11 protein-coding genes are annotated in these 14,913 nt (G+C 51.8%); 6 read left to right on the top strand and 5 right to left on the bottom strand.

The window, feature by feature from the left end:
• Positions 1-178 precede the first annotated feature (178 nt).
• The gene (locus H8L32_RS23730) at positions 179-2,374 is read left to right on the top strand and encodes a serine hydrolase domain-containing protein (protein ID WP_186950084.1); all 2,196 of its coding nucleotides are present in this window, start codon (positions 179-181) and stop codon (positions 2,372-2,374) included.
• Positions 2,375-2,597: 223 nt separating this feature from the next.
• Here H8L32_RS23730 and H8L32_RS23735 read toward each other — a convergent pair whose 3' ends face one another.
• The 4 genes from H8L32_RS23735 to H8L32_RS23750 all read right to left on the bottom strand — a co-directional run bounded on the left by H8L32_RS23735 (position 2,598) and on the right by H8L32_RS23750 (position 7,029).
• The gene (locus tag H8L32_RS23735; RefSeq protein WP_186950086.1) at positions 2,598-3,638 is read right to left on the bottom strand and encodes an XdhC family protein; all 1,041 of its coding nucleotides are present in this window, start codon (positions 3,636-3,638) and stop codon (positions 2,598-2,600) included.
• A 12-nt stretch (positions 3,639-3,650) separates the two neighbouring features.
• Positions 3,651-5,879: a xanthine dehydrogenase family protein molybdopterin-binding subunit gene (locus tag H8L32_RS23740; RefSeq protein WP_186950088.1), complete on the bottom strand. Its 2,229-nt coding sequence runs from the start codon at positions 5,877-5,879 to the stop codon at positions 3,651-3,653.
• A 10-nt stretch (positions 5,880-5,889) separates the two neighbouring features.
• On the bottom strand, positions 5,890-6,363 hold the full coding sequence (locus H8L32_RS23745) for a (2Fe-2S)-binding protein (RefSeq protein ID WP_186950091.1): 474 nt from the start codon (positions 6,361-6,363) through the stop codon (positions 5,890-5,892).
• 75 nt (positions 6,364-6,438) lie between these two features.
• A complete protein-coding gene (locus tag H8L32_RS23750) occupies positions 6,439-7,029 on the bottom strand; it encodes an NAD(P)H-dependent oxidoreductase (RefSeq protein WP_186950093.1) in 591 nt (196 codons plus the stop codon).
• A 152-nt stretch (positions 7,030-7,181) separates the two neighbouring features.
• On the opposite strand from H8L32_RS23750, the gene H8L32_RS23755 reads away from it, so the two are divergent.
• The 4 genes from H8L32_RS23755 to H8L32_RS23770 all read left to right on the top strand — a co-directional run bounded on the left by H8L32_RS23755 (position 7,182) and on the right by H8L32_RS23770 (position 11,758).
• Entirely contained in the window at positions 7,182-8,120 is a 939-nt protein-coding gene (locus H8L32_RS23755; protein ID WP_230412391.1) for an AraC family transcriptional regulator, read from the top strand.
• Positions 8,121-8,341: 221 nt separating this feature from the next.
• The gene (locus H8L32_RS23760; RefSeq protein ID WP_186950095.1) at positions 8,342-9,325 is read left to right on the top strand and encodes an aldo/keto reductase; all 984 of its coding nucleotides are present in this window, start codon (positions 8,342-8,344) and stop codon (positions 9,323-9,325) included.
• 281 nt (positions 9,326-9,606) lie between these two features.
• Entirely contained in the window at positions 9,607-11,085 is a 1,479-nt protein-coding gene (locus tag H8L32_RS23765) for a serine hydrolase domain-containing protein (RefSeq protein ID WP_186950097.1), read from the top strand.
• Between the two features lie 163 nt (positions 11,086-11,248).
• Positions 11,249-11,758, top strand: a complete 510-nt coding sequence (locus tag H8L32_RS23770) for a Crp/Fnr family transcriptional regulator (RefSeq protein ID WP_186950099.1) — start codon at positions 11,249-11,251, stop codon at positions 11,756-11,758.
• Positions 11,759-11,959: 201 nt separating this feature from the next.
• On the opposite strand, the gene H8L32_RS23775 is transcribed toward H8L32_RS23770, so the two are convergent.
• Positions 11,960-12,196: a hypothetical protein gene (locus tag H8L32_RS23775; protein ID WP_186950101.1), complete on the bottom strand. Its 237-nt coding sequence runs from the start codon at positions 12,194-12,196 to the stop codon at positions 11,960-11,962.
• A gap of 362 nt (positions 12,197-12,558) precedes the next feature.
• Here H8L32_RS23775 and H8L32_RS23780 point away from each other — a divergent pair, with 362 nt between their 5' ends.
• A complete protein-coding gene (locus H8L32_RS23780) occupies positions 12,559-14,409 on the top strand; it encodes a beta strand repeat-containing protein (RefSeq protein WP_186950102.1) in 1,851 nt (616 codons plus the stop codon).
• Positions 14,410-14,913: the final 504 nt, after the last annotated feature.

The raw sequence follows: 14,913 nt of genomic DNA on the forward strand, positions 1-14,913 counted from the left end.
AATAGCAGGCATTTTGTAAAAGTCGAAGTCATGAGGGGATTGTATCCATGTTTTTCGGCTACCAAGTGCAAATCAGGTGGCACAAGTGCAGTTCGTGTGGTTTTTGTTTTTTTCCTGCTGATGCATGACTAAGATGCCGGATCTCTTATGTCTATTGTCTATCGTCTACGTCATCACCATGCGAAAAATATTCCTGTCTTTTCCGTCCTTCATTTTTTTCATACTGATTTTCCCTGCCATGAAAAGCCTGGCAGCGACAGTGCCGGGCGATGCTCATACACAAATCCGGCTGAAAAAATTTGAACAATTCGTCGCTACCCAAATGATGAGAGATAAAATTCCGGGGCTATCGATAGGCTATCTGCAAGGTCAGGTGATGTGGGCCAGGGGCTACGGCTATGCTGATCTCGAAAACAAAATTCCTGCGACTGCAAGCTCCAGCTATCGTCTGGCTTCCGTGACCAAACCCATGACTGCGGCTGCAATCCTGCAATTGGTGGATGACGGAAAAGTGTCGCTTGAAGCCGAGGTACAAAGCTATGTTCCTTATTTTCCGCGAAAGGCCTATCCCGTCACGGTGCGTCAGTTACTTGGTCATCTGGCGGGTATTAATGCTTACGTTAATCCACAATTGGAACAACATTTTAAAGACCACAAAAATACGCGGGAATCAATCGCGGTATTTGAAAATTTTGACCTGATCGCTGAACCGGGCGCGCGGTTTCGCTATACCAGCTACGGCTATAATTTGCTGGGTGCCATCATCGAAGGCGCATCAGGCATGTCATACAGTGATTACATGACAAAAAATATCTGGGGTCCTTCAGGCATGATGGCAACCAGGCTGGATGATCCCTACGACCTTATTCCTGAAAGGGTACGCGGCTACCAGTTGCGCAATCAGCAAATCAAACACGCAGAGTTTATTGATATCAGCAGCCGTTTTTCTGCTGGCGGAACGCGTTCCAATGTCGTCGACATGCTCAAATTTGGTGATGCTATCAACCGTGGACGCATCGTATCCAAAGCCGGGCAGGATATGATGTTTGGCTCCATGGTGACCAATCAAGGAAAATTCACCAATTACAGTGCTGGCTGGCTTACCAATCCTGTCAATGGCAGGTTTTCCATTTCACACGATGGCGTGCAGCCAGAAACATCCACCTATTTATTCTGTTTCCCTTCGCGGCAGTTGACGATTGCGGTCGCTGCCAATCTGCAAAGAGTCGATACCAGCGTCTTTGCCGAACAACTATTTGAAGCCGTCACCGGCGAGACATGGGATACCCCGCTGTATATTCATGATCCGCAGAAACGGGTGCATTACGATGCCATGAAAACGGTGTTCATTGAGGGCAATGCCTATTTTGAACGCACGCAGTATGCCTATTCTGATGAAGTTAAAGACAGCAAAATACTGGGCGAAGCATTCAGCCTCTTCAATCAAAATATGAAGTCCGGAGATTTGACGAGCGATGCAGTAGAGACACAGCTTTTTATCAGCGAGGCACAACATCCGGCTGGGGGATTGCAATTACGTAAAGTCGGTTCTTACATGGCGAAAAAGCTGCATGATAAGCACCACAAATTATCAGCTTATTCCAATACCGGGGCAATTGCTTTCTTTCATGACTACATCGCCTTGTACAAAAAAGACAGCGCTATTGCCGCTGCTTTTCGTTTTGATGAAGCGTTTGAACATCAAGTCGAGCAATTGTATGCAGCGTGGGAAAAAACAAGCCGCATCAAATTCTTCAAGCAAGATTTTGATATACAGAAATATATGAATGGCAGGGGTACAAGCATGGCCGACAGTGCGACGAAACTGGATAAAGCACTGGCAACACTTCGTCAAAATATGAAAAAGGCATATCAAAATGCGGCCGTGTCCCCTGACTACCTCGTAGATTTGAATATCCTGGTACAGGATTTGATCCGTAGTGGCAATTCAGTACATGCACTGAAAATCGGAAAACTGGCACAGGAACTTTACCCCATGTCTGATGCTGCCCTTGCACTTGCAGGTGTGTTGGAAGTTTCAGCAGGAGACAAAGATAAGGGAATCGCCTCACTCAAAACGGCATACAGCCTTAATCCTCAGGGCGAGGCCAGCGCCGCCAATCTCAATAGAGCAGCCTACCGGTTAAGAGAAATAAATGCATCCGAATCTGGATTGAATATTCTGCAAGCTGCGATAGAGTTGCATCCTGGTGATGTCAATTTATACGATAGCCTGGGTGAATTTTATGCCGCACTGACAATGAACAAGAAGGCGGTTCTCGCTTATCAAAAAGCGCTGGATATCAACCCGGATTATCAAAACGCAAAATCTGCCAGGCAAACAATACAAGAATTAACCATGACAAAAAATTGACCGGTAATTTGCTTTTAGTGCCAACTAGTGGACTGTAACAGTCCACTGATATCTGCTCTTGTAGCCTTACTTTGTCAGGAAACAAAAATGCTACCGTGGTATCCGGGTTTTCTAAAATCAGAAATAGTGTTCATGACAAGGATGGTTCATTGTCAGATTTTTTCATCATTTGCCCATCGCACATTGGCTTAGTGCGATATGGACGGGGGATTAAATGCCGCAATCAAGTTGTTTCGGCTTGCAGCACAGCCAATAAAGGGTTTTCATGCATGGCCTTTCCAAGTATCACCGGCGTGGTCAATGGCTGACTGACGCCATTCTTCACTGCCACAATCTCGGCCATGATGGACAAGGCAATTTCCACCGGGGTTTTGCTGGCGATATATAAACCGGCTGGCCCGTGCAGGGCTTGCAAAGCAGGTTCGGCGATATCAAAGTGCGTGCGCAGGCGTTCTCGTCTTTGTTCGCTGTTACGACGTGAGCCGATGGCACCGACGTAAAAAGCCTGTGATTGCAAGGCGTCGATCAGCGCCAGGTCATCCAGCTTTGGGTCATGCGTCAATGCGATGATGGCAGTGCGGCTATCGGGCTGTAGTCGCAGTATCAGATCGTCCGGCATTTCTTCGCTGACCATGACACCCGGCAATTGCCAACTGGCCCTGTATTCTTCACGCGGATCACAGATGATGACTTCAAAACCCAGGCTTAAGGCAAACTGGCACAAGTAACGCGACAGGTCACTGGCACCAATAACAATAATGCGGGCCTGTGGGCCAAGGTAAGTGATCAACCTGTGCTCATCCAGTCGTGGCAAGCCATCAAACTGACCTGCTTGCAGGGCTGCATGGCCGGTCTGCAAATCCAGCGTCCTTTGTATGCTGCGCCGCTGTTCACAAGCCAGCAGCAGTTCATCCAGACGGCTATGTGCAGAAACAGGTTCCAGTACCAGCTCTACCGTACCGCCACAGGGCAGGCCAAAGCGATGTGCCTGGTCGGCAGAGATCCCATAGCGCAACACTACAGGCCGGTCGCCTGCGCAGACTGCCTGTACCCCTTCGTCCCTGACGCGATGGATGAGATCGTCTTCTATGCAACCACCCGATACCGAGCCCACGGTTTCACCCCGTTCATTGATCGCCATCAGCGAACCGGGTGGCCGTGGTGAAGAACCCCAGGTGCGCGCCACCGTGACGAGTATGACCGGCAATCTCTGTACATGCCAGGCCAGTGCAGTACGCAAGACCAGGGTATCGAGATCTTCCATCGTGTTTTTGCTCTAGCTGATATTGAAAGGCAACTGGCGCAAAGACTTGCCAGTCAGCTTGGCGATGGCATTGGCGAATGCCGGTGCCAGAGGTGGCAAGCCAGGTTCACCCATGCCGGTAGGTGGTTCTGCACTGGGTACAACATGCACTTCCATGGCAGGCATGTCGGTGATGCGTGCCACGGTATAGTCACCAAAATTGCTTTGCTCGACGACGCCATCCTTGAGTGTGATAGCTGCACCCGGCAAACACATGCCCAGACCCATCAGCGCCGCGCCCTGCACCTGTGCTTCTATCGTACGCGGGTTGACAGCCAGATTGCAATGCACACCAGCCGTTACCTTTTTAAGTACGGGGCGGCCTTGCTGCATGCTCGCCTCCACCACATAGGCCACCACGGTAGAAAAGGATTCATGCACCGCCACGCCCCAGGCACGTCCTGCCGGCAGGCGCTTTTTGCCGTAGCCGCTTTTATCCACCGCCAGTTGCAGGGCAGCGCGGTGGCGCGGGTGCTTGTCGCCAAACAGGCTCATGCGATACGCCACCGGGTCTTGTTTGGTAGCGCGGGCGATGTCGTCCAGCAGGGTTTCCATGACAAAAGCTGTATGGGTAGAGCCCACGCTGCGCCACCACAGCACCGGCACATTCAGTTTTGGGTGATGCACAGTCAATCGCATGGGGAAAGGGTAGGGGTCACGCATACCTTCAGTGGCAGTGGCGTCTATGCCATTCTTGACCTGGAATTGTTCAAACACTGAACCGGCAGTGATGGACTGGCCGATGATCACATGGTCCCATGCCAATACCTTGCCCTTGTCGTCAAAACCGATGCGGGCGCGGTGCAAATGCATGGGCCGGTAATAGCCGCCGCGCATATCATCTTCACGGCTCCAGATGGTACGCACTGGCACATTCAAACCTGCCGTGCGGGTAGCCTTCGCGATCTCGCAGGCTTCCACCACAAAATCACTGCTGCTGGCAAAGCGACGACCAAAGCCACCCCCTGCCATCTGCACATGCATGGCTACCTGTTCGGGCTTGATACCCAGCGTACGTGCCACGGCTGCTGCATCCAGGCCGGGGCATTGCGAACCGGTATAAATATCTGCAGCATCATCCTTCAGTGCAACGGTGCAGTTCAGCGGTTCCATCGCGGCATGTGCGAGGTAAGGGAAAATGAATTCCGCTTCCAGATGTTTTGGCGCTGTACTAAGTGCCGCGATGTCTGCATCAAAATGGCGTGGGCCCGGCTCATTGGCCAGCTTGCGGTAATCAGCCAGTTGTTGTGTGCTATCGACCTTTTCTACACTGGCGGTATCCCATTCCAGCTTTAATGCATCACGTCCCTGTTTGGCTGCCCAATAGCCATCGGCTACCACGGCCACGCCTTCGGCACCACGGTCTAGCGGCAGGCGGAAAACTGCCTTCACACCTTTGATGGCGCGTGCTGCGCTGTCATCGACAGTTTTCAGTTTCGCGCCAAATACTGGTGGGCGTGCCACCACTGCTGTCAACTGACCGGGCAAGTGCATGTCGATGCCGTAGTCCTGTTTGCCGCTACTTTTGGCGCGGGCATCCAGGCGGCCGGTTGGCTGGCCGATCAGGCGAAAGTCTTTCGGATTTTTGAGCTCGACTTTTTCTGGTACGGGCAATGCCATCGCAGCTTCGGCCAGTTCGCCATAGCCCAGCTTGCGGCCATCGGCGGCAATCACATTACCTACCTGCGTGCGCAGCGTGGCCACATCGACATTCCAGCGCGTTGCCGCCGCAGCCAGCAACATGGCGCGGGCGCGTGCACCCAGTTCACGATATTGCATGAAGCTGTTCTTGACGGAATTGGAACCGCCGGTGATATGGATGCCAAAGAAAGGGTCATGGTAAGCTGCATCACTGCTGCCATGGCGACTGCGTACCAGATTCCAGTCTGCATCCAGTTCTTCTGCCAGTATCATCGGCAAGGCAGTCTGCACACCCTGGCCAAATTCCAGCCGGTTGATGATGACCGTGACCTCACCGTTTGTAGCGATTTGCACGAAAGCAGATGGTTGCTGCGTCGGCTTCAAGGCAGTAACAGACTGGGCCAGTGCAAGGTGGGGAAAGGCTCCCAGAGCTAGCCCGCCTATACCTGCGAACTTGAGAAAGCTGCGGCGGCTGAGAGGGAGAACTTTAGCGGGCTGGTCGCGCTCCAGCATGTGTTGCAAGGCACGCGGCATTTCGCTGTAATCAATATTCGGTAACATGCTGTCTCCTTCAGATAATGGCTTTGGCTGCATCGGCAACGGCGGCGCGGATGCGGGCGTAAGTACCGCAGCGGCAGATATTGCCCGCCATGGCCGAATCAATTTCAGCAGCCGTCGGCTGTTTGCCACGCGGCAGCGATTTTAAAAACGCCGTGGCACTCATGATCTGCCCGCTTTGGCAATAACCACATTGCGCCACGTCATGCTTGATCCAGGCGGCGCTGACAACATTCCCGATCTTGTCATTGCCACCGGTCGCTGCTTCTATCGTGGTGAGTTTCTTGCCCTGCACCGCAGAAGCAGGCGTGATGCAGGAACGTATCGCTTGCCCATCCAGATGCACGGTGCAGGCGCCGCACAAGGCAGCGCCGCAACCAAACTTGGTGCCGGTCAGTTGCAACGCATCGCGCAGCATCCACAGTACGGGTGTGTCGGGTGTGACATCAACGCTGGTATTCTTGCCGTTAATCGTCGTATTGATCATATAAATCTCCAGAATGGGAATGATGTGCGCTTGCTGATGTTGGATTGTTGATGTTGTATTGATCATGCAAATTGATCAGATCACCTGTGCCAGATGCGTGCGCAGCCTTGCCATATCATTCTCAATATCTGGCTGCTTCATCACGTCATGGCAAGAAAAAGAGGGCAAGACATCAAAGCCGCAAAATTTGTAATTGGCCGTATTGGCAATGAAGACATCGTCAACGGTCCTGCCTTCAAATAAAGATTGCGCGGTGTCGCCAAAGGCTTCTTGCGGTGCATTCCAGGTCAGCGACAACATATACTTCTTGCCCTGCATCTTGCCGCCGCTGCCATATTGCCTGCTGGGGTCTTCACGGGTGCGGCCATCGCCATCCAGAAAACTTTGCTGCATCATGCCCGCCGTGAAGACTTCATCCACATACTTTTTATATATCCATGGCATGCCAAACCAGTACACTGGTGACTGCAAAATGATCAGGTCGGCCCACAGATGACTTTGTACTTCGGCGTTGATGTCATAGCCTTGCTCAATCCGGGTTTGCCTGACCTGGTAATCGCGGTTTTCCAGTTCTGTCTGGATGATGCCGGCCACGCTCTGGTTCAGCTTGCCGGTAGAAATACCTTCATAAAACTGGTGTGCGTTGATGATCAGTGCGTGCTTCATTGATAAATCCTGTTGATATGCCGGAATACTTTTATTGACGGCTATTGTGTGCCCACAGCCATAAAAGACGTTTGCCTGATTCGATGCATTTCTTGCCCGATTTGATGAATCATTGGCAGAAATGGAAAACACCGCATTGAAAATGGTAGGCTATGCCTATTCAAGAATTTTCTGGCGCTGCCATGCAATCCGGACATCCAACACCATCTGCGAATAGCTACACGCTGGCTGAACTGGTCGGCAATATTGCCCAAACCGACGGCGACTACTCCACTCATATTCCTGGCCTGATGATATACAGACGTAGCAGGGTGACCGACCCCATGCCCTGCATCTATGGTCTGGGCCTGGGCGTGACCGTGCAGGGCGGCAAGCGCGTCATGCTGGGGGAAGAGATATTTGACTATGCACCCGGGCAATCATTGGTGACTTCGCTGGACCTGCCCGTGGTGTCTTACGTCACGCGCGCCAGCAGTGCGCAGCCATTTTTGGGAATGGGCCTGGCACTGGACGCCCGCGTCATTACCCAATGCGCAGCCGAGATGAATTTTTCAACACCGCTGAAAGCATCGACTTCACTGGCGATGTCGGTCGTGACGCTGGACGAGGGGCTGCTGGATGCCATTACCCGCCTGGTGCGCCTGCAGGACGAACCACAACTGATACCACTGGTAGCACCATTGATACAGCAAGAAATCATCGTGCGCCTGCTCAATGGTGAACACGGCCCGGCATTGCGCCAGTTGATGACGGCTGGCTCACCTGGCCAGCAAATCGCCAAGCTCATCGCCTGGCTGAAACAGCACTACACCGAAGATATTGCCATGGACGATCTGGCAGACAAAGCCCACATGAGCCCATCTACCTTCCGTCAGCATTTTCGTGCAGTCGCAGGCATGAGCCCCTTGCAATACCTGAAACACTTGCGGCTGCAAGATGCACGGCAACTGATGCTCAATGAAGACATCGACGCCAGCAGCGCCGCTTTGCGGGTAGGCTATGAAAGCGCATCCCAGTTCAGCCGTGAATACACCAGACTGTTTGGCGCACCACCGCTGCGGGATATCAAGCGGGTGAGGCTGGCGACGTAAATGCCCGTGAACAGCGGGTGACATTTGTTGGTGAGTGAATAACGAAATGAGTTCCAGTGGTTTGATACTGCAAGCAGTACACCATTCATGAGCCCAGTTCATAAGCCCATGCTGGGCTAGCCATCTAATCAGCGCAACACAGACAAGGTACAGTGAGTGTCATCACACATGCAAGCAAACCGGCTTGCATTGATGTTGCTTCTCACTCAAAGGGAAATTATATGCAAAAGCGCAAACTTGGAAATACCGGCCTGGAGGTTTCAGCAATCGGCTTTGGCTGCATGGGGCTCAGCTATGCTTATGGCCCAGCCATCGACAGGCAAGAGGCGATTGCACTGATACGTGCTGCCGCCGAACGCGGCGTTACCCTATTCGACACTGCCGAAGTCTATGGCCCGTTCATCAACGAAGAAGTCGTCGGCGAGGCATTGGCTCCGATACGCGATCAGGTAGTGATCGCGACCAAATTCGGCTTTAAAAATGGCGATGCAAAAGCCGGTTTTGACAGCAGGCCAGCACATATCAGGGAAGTCGCCGAAGCTGCCCTCAAACGACTCAGGACAGATTGCATCGATTTATTCTACCAACACCGGGTTGATCCGGATGTCCCTATTGAAGACGTGGCCGGCGCTGTGAAGCGACTGATCGAAGAAGGTAAAGTGAAGCACTTCGGTTTGTCTGAAGCTGGTGCACAAACGATACGTCGCGCCCATGCCGTGCAACCTGTTGCTGCACTTCAAAGTGAATATTCCCTGTGGTGGCGTGAGCCTGAGCAAGAGATACTGCCAACGCTGGAAGAGCTGGGAATCGGCTTTGTTCCATTCAGTCCTTTGGGAAGAGGTTTTTTGACCGGTGCCATTGACGACAGCACCAGCTTTGACAGCACAGATTTCAGAAACACTCTGCCCCGTTTCGCGCCAGAGGCACGCAAGGCCAATCAGGCTTTGGTCGAACTGATCAGGAAAATCGCCGACCACAAGCAGGCAACACCGGCACAGATAGCAATCGCCTGGCTGCTGGCACGCAAGCCCTGGATCGTTCCTATCCCTGGCACCACCAAGCAGCACCGCCTTGTCGAAAACATCGGCGGCACGGATGTCGTTTTGACTGCCGACGATCTGCAAGATATCCAGAACGTTGTTGCCAGTTTCACGGTGCAGGGTGGTCGCTATTCGGAAAGCAACCAGAAAATGGTTAATCGCTGACAGACAATAAGATGGGGGCGTCTTGGGGATCTGTTGTCAATCAAGGTATCTCTCAATTTGATTGTAGTTTTAACAGACCCCGGCATGTCAGCAATCAGGATGCCTGCTTTTTTGTGGACTGGCCATGCGCATAGAACTATTTGACCGTTTGCAAGTCGAATTGTTATTAGCGCTGGCATGTCATTTAACAAGTGCCAGCTTGAAGTACTATCTGTGTATGTGCTGTATATGCGCAGATTTACTTTCTCCCAGAGATATTTTCCGCTCGAAAGCACATGTAAATGACAAGACTGATCGCATCACTCTTCCTGGCCGGCAGTTTGGCCGGGACGGTAACAGATAGTTTTTCTGCAAATCTCAGTGATACTACCGTGTCTAACCCGTCCCCGGCCACAGACATCAGGCAGCAAATTGACCGTTATGTGAAAAGCGAAATGCAAGAGCGACGCATACCGGGCATGCAATTGGCCGTAGTCAAGGGCGGCAAGATTGTTCTGTTGCAGTCATATGGGCTGGCGGAGATTCCCAACGCGGTTGCAGTCAATGATCAGAATGTGTTTTCCATCAATTCTGCAACCAAGTCGTTTACTGGCGTAGCCATCATGCAATTGGTGGAAGACGGCAAACTGGATCTGTCGGCACCGGTGTCGCGTTATCTGGATGGTTTGCCGGTCGCCTGGCAGACGGTAACTGTCAGGCAGTTGCTTACGCATACATCAGGTATTCCTGACATCATCAGCAGCAAAATACCATCGCTGGCGACGCCGCAAGAAGTCGACGCTGCCTGGGCAGCGATTCAAACCTGGCCTATGGAATTCAAGACGGGTGAGCGCTATCGCTACAACCAGACCAATTATATTTTGCTGGGCAAGATGATTGACCGGTTGAGTGGCATGCCGTTTATCGATTTTTTCCAGCAGCGCCAGTTTGCCGTGGCCGGTATGCGTAGCGTTGGCTTTGGTGATTCACGCGATGTCATTCCACGCAAGGCGGTATCGTACCGATATGAAGGACAGAGTACCAACCTGAAGCATGTCGTTGAGGTTTTTCCTCCTTTCTTGCGCACTGGTGCGGGCATGAACAGCAGTGCTGAAGATATTGCCAACTGGCTCATCGCGCTGCAACAGGGCAAACTGATTTCTGCCGCAGGTTTAAAACAACTCTGGACGCCCGGTACTTTCAATAACGGTAAACCGACTGTGTGGGCGCTTGGCTGGCCAGTGGTGCGCCAGGGTGACTATGCTGCCGTTGCCGGTATGGGCGGGGCGCGTTCGGCGTTTTATGTGTATCCCGATCATGATCTTGCCATTGTCACGCTGACCAATCTGGCAGGTGCCGAACCGCAGGCGATGATCGATGATATCGCCGGCTTCTATTTGCCGGGATTAAGAAAAGCGCACGGCGGCACTTACGCAGTACATCTTTTGCGTGAACAGATTGCACAGAGTGGTTACGATGGACTGACGGACAAATTGAAAAAAATCAAAACCGACCAGGGTTTGCCCGATCCATCAGAAGATGAATTCAATTCCTGGGGATATCGTTTGCTTGGCAAGAAGCTGGCCGATCAGGCCGTAGCGGTATTTGGCCTGGGGATACAGGTTTATCCCAACAGCGCCAACCTCCATGACAGCCTGGCAGAGGTATACGAGTTCAAGGCCGATACCGCATCAGCCGTAAAACATTATCGCTTGTCACTGGCGCTTGATTCACAGAACAGGCATGCGTCAGAGCGCCTGCAGGCGTTGAGTGCCAGGTAATGAATGCTGCTGCCACAGTCAGCCGGACGGCGATACACTTTCTATCATCAGGGATGGCACTGCTGCGCCCAGTTGACGGACTATTGATGAATAAGTACAGTTGATACGTGCAGTTGCGTGTGTGGTTTATGACAGGCAAGAATATCAAATTGACGGGTAAACAATGAATCCAGATCATGCTTTGGACGGTTTTCGCCTCGTGGGTACAGGTACGACATTTCAGTCGACAGACATATGCGACATGATCGCCGAATCCCAGTTGTTTGCCGACCTGGAATGGAAAGACATCCAGGCCCTGGCAAGTTACGTGCAATGCTATGAAGTGTCATCTGGCACCGTCGTCTTCAAGGAAGGCGATTCTGGCACCTACATGTTCTTGCTGGTGAAAGGCGAGGTCGAAATACTCAAGTCCGACCAGGACAGTGTCTTGCACAGCATCGTCCGGATAAGTAACGGCAAGACCGTGGGTGAGATGTCCATCATCGATGGCGAAAAACGTTCTGCCACCTGCGTCGCCTCACAAACCAGCATCTTGTTGCTGCTGACCAAAGACAACTACGCACGCATCATCAAGGAAAAACCATTACTGGCAGTCCACATCCTGGCGAAACTGGCAAAGCTGATGAGCCAGCGCCTGCGCAGCGTCAGTGGGCAACTGGTTGAGTATTTGTGAGCACGATAGTAAATAGCCGCACGTAGGGTGCGCTGCGCGCACCGTTTTTGATACATGCATTTTCGTGATCAAATGCCCGTTTGTGCGATTAGAGCGTTAACGCACGTAGTACCTGTAGGGTGCGCTGAGCGCACCATAGCAGTAAAGCCAGGCAAGTCCGGTGCGCTCAGCGCACCCTACTAAAAATTAGCAATTGCCGCATTACTCCCGGTTAATCCGCTTCAACCTTTGCCCGAATACCGCCCAGATACAGTCTTCGCCATCGACATTACCGCAGATGACCCAGCCTGTGCCGGTCTTTTGTACCGTGGTTACGCATTCGAGTTCCGCGCCAAGTTTTTTGGCCCAGTTTTCGGCGGCGCTTCTGCCTTTGAAAAGTTCATTGCCTTCAAAAATCACGGTGCTGTCAAAGACGGGGGCGGCGAATACGGTGTTCATGCGGGTTCCTGATGGTGATAAGCAATGCGGTGTGCAAGTGGGCATTGTAACGCAGCGTGTTATTCGCCTCGACAATGCTGGCGAAGTTACTGGAACTCATTCCTATTGATGAAATGAGTTCTAAAAAAAGTCCTTCAACATAGCGATAGGCAGTATCGTGGATCAGGGCATATTCACTTATCTGTCCACCTATACCTGAATCCTATACTTTACGCTTGAAGTTTGAGAGAATTTGCTCGTCATTTTGACATATCAGCGCATACAGGCATGCTTGCTCTGCTTTTCTCTGCAATCAACCTGAAGTAACTGGTGTTCATTGATACCGACAATTCTTTCATACCCATTCATCAGAGGCATCTTATATGGCAACGGCTAGCGATATCCAAAATCTCTACATCGCTTATTTCAATCGTCCGGCAGACGTTGCGGGCCTGGCATACTGGCAAACATCCTCATTGTCCCTTGTGCAGATTGCGCAAAGTTTTTCACAGCAAGCAGAATATGCCAGCGTCTTCTCCAGCTCGACGACAAGGCAAATAGTCAATAGCCTGTATATCAACATGTTCAACCATAGTGCAGATGCTGCTGGCCTGAACTACTGGGAAAGCCAGATCTATAGCGGTGCAGTCAGTTTTGGCGGAGCAGCGATCGCCATCCTGAACGGTGCACTGGGCTCTGACCAGATCGCGATACAGGCCAAAAATACGACTGCGGCAGCGTTTACAAGCGCCATGGTCAATAATGCACAAGCCCAGGCTGCATACAATTCCACCAATGGATCGTTTGGATTTGCCAAGACATGGCTGGCAGGTGTGGTCGATGCGTCGACCAGCGTTGCCGCGACCGGGGCACTGGCCACAACCACCAATAATTATAAAACCACGGGTGGTGACACCGTAGTCCTGGGCGCTGGCACGCAGACATTAAATTTCTACAACACCAGTGGCAATGAAGTCGCAGTAATAGGCGGTACCAGTCAAACAGTGAACCAGGTAGCAAAAACACCCGGTACGCTGACCGTGAATACGAGCAATAACAATACCGTTGGTCTTGCCGTCAACGGAACAAATGCAATGGGCGGCACCAATATTACATTGACCGATGCAGGCAAATCCAGTTTGTCTGCTGCTGCCCTGAACGGTGTTGGCACCGTCAACCTGTTTGCCGGTAATGGCGAAGTGCTGATGCTTAGCCCAAGCGCAACTTTGACAGTCAACCAGGCGACAGCCGCCGCAACACTGAACGTCAATACTGCACAAAACGTGACAGTGAATCAGGCTTCGACTTCAGACATTATTCTTGGTGGCGTTGCTAACTACACCGTTACCGGCGGTACTACTGGTGCCATTACTGCCAATGGTACGGGTGGTTCTTTGAAGGTCATTGATACTGCCAACAACCACACGATTACCAGTTCGGTAGCCACCACGATTGATGCCAGTGTTGGCGCCGGTACTGCGGGTTACCATGCCGATACGCTGGCAGGCAGCGGTAACTTTACCGTTATTGGCGCCGGGTTCCAGAATATTAATGTGATCGACGGCGGTTTGGCAGGCAGCTTGAATGTGGTGACGGCAGGCACCAATATGGTCGGATATTTTGAAGGCACTGGCGGTAACGCAGCAGTAAGTTTCACGCTAGGTGGTACAGGCATGGTCAGTATTTATACAAATACCAGCCATATCACAACCGTCAACGGGGTCAGTGGCGTCAACAATTTTGTTTCTATCGGGGGTACTGGCACCATCACTTATAACGCAGCGCCCACCGGTAATAGTTTGCTCTTTGCCGGCGGATCAAACATTACCAGCATTAACCTGTCTGCCACCGGCAACGGTCTGGACGATATCCACCTCAATTCAGGTGGCGGCGTCAATCTGGGATCGGTCACAACCGGGCTGACCACCATAACCAACTTCAAAGCCTCGGGTGCCGATAAAATACACTGGGGTGCTTCAGCGACTTCTTTGAGCACGATGACTATCGCCTCATCCGACCTTGCCAGTCTGGCCGCCAATATCCAGGCGAATGTAGGCAGTTTGACGGCCAACGACGGCAAAGCATTCATCATCACCGTCGCCAATGGCGCAGCCGCTGGTACCTATCTGTACCAACACGCCAACGCCTCAAGCTCAGTAGCTGTGAATGATCTGATCGTCAAACTGGTGGGCGCCGGTACGATAGTCGCCAGCGATTTGATGGGGGGGTATTAACGCGAGTTTGCTGCGGTATCGCCAGCGTTCTGATTTATTTGGGGAATTAGTCATCCCGGGCATTAGTTTGTTGTTGGCAGGTAGCTATAAAACCGCCTGCCAACTTCTGCTAATCGCTAATTGAGGTTTTATTGGCACTTAGGCAAATAAACAAAATTGGCACACTCTTCAAATCGCGTCGCGGCAGCGAGAGCTATTTCTGTGGGATGACATGCCCGAGGATGTGATGGAAGTGATAATGCGTTTTGCCTCGAAAATTGCAGCAGGACAAGTTTCTTTGTGTCACATGCGGGAATTGATAAAATTTGTGATATCTTACAGAAGCTCAACTATCCCCCTCATTCACTGGTTCTCCACGAAGAAACTGACAGTACAGAGTCTCTATTCAGGATGAGAGGCGGTTTTTACCGCTATGGGATGAGGTTCCTACAAAGATCCTCATAACATCGATTTGCTTTGCGCTGGAGCGAAGTCGCAAAGCAAGATTCCGGGTCGGTTATCCGA

This window comes from Undibacterium hunanense (assembly GCF_014284335.1).
Lineage (GTDB): Bacteria > Pseudomonadota > Gammaproteobacteria > Burkholderiales > Burkholderiaceae_D > Undibacterium > Undibacterium hunanense.

What these genes read in the sequence shown, in the direction of transcription:
- H8L32_RS23745 (WP_186950091.1), bottom strand. Translation starts at nt 6,363, where the DNA reads ATGATCAATACGACGATTAACGGCAAGAATACCAGCGTTGATGTCACA.
- H8L32_RS23755 (WP_230412391.1), top strand. Translation starts at nt 7,182, where the DNA reads ATGCCTATTCAAGAATTTTCTGGCGCTGCCATGCAATCCGGACATCCA.
- H8L32_RS23780 (WP_186950102.1), top strand. Translation starts at nt 12,559, where the DNA reads ATGGCAACGGCTAGCGATATCCAAAATCTCTACATCGCTTATTTCAAT.
- H8L32_RS23735 (WP_186950086.1), bottom strand. Translation starts at nt 3,638, where the DNA reads ATGGAAGATCTCGATACCCTGGTCTTGCGTACTGCACTGGCCTGGCAT.
- H8L32_RS23775 (WP_186950101.1), bottom strand. Translation starts at nt 12,196, where the DNA reads ATGAACACCGTATTCGCCGCCCCCGTCTTTGACAGCACCGTGATTTTT.
- H8L32_RS23750 (WP_186950093.1), bottom strand. Translation starts at nt 7,029, where the DNA reads ATGAAGCACGCACTGATCATCAACGCACACCAGTTTTATGAAGGTATT.
- H8L32_RS23770 (WP_186950099.1), top strand. Translation starts at nt 11,249, where the DNA reads ATGAATCCAGATCATGCTTTGGACGGTTTTCGCCTCGTGGGTACAGGT.
- H8L32_RS23740 (WP_186950088.1), bottom strand. Translation starts at nt 5,879, where the DNA reads ATGTTACCGAATATTGATTACAGCGAAATGCCGCGTGCCTTGCAACAC.
- H8L32_RS23765 (WP_186950097.1), top strand. Translation starts at nt 9,607, where the DNA reads ATGACAAGACTGATCGCATCACTCTTCCTGGCCGGCAGTTTGGCCGGG.
- H8L32_RS23730 (WP_186950084.1), top strand. Translation starts at nt 179, where the DNA reads ATGCGAAAAATATTCCTGTCTTTTCCGTCCTTCATTTTTTTCATACTG.
- H8L32_RS23760 (WP_186950095.1), top strand. Translation starts at nt 8,342, where the DNA reads ATGCAAAAGCGCAAACTTGGAAATACCGGCCTGGAGGTTTCAGCAATC.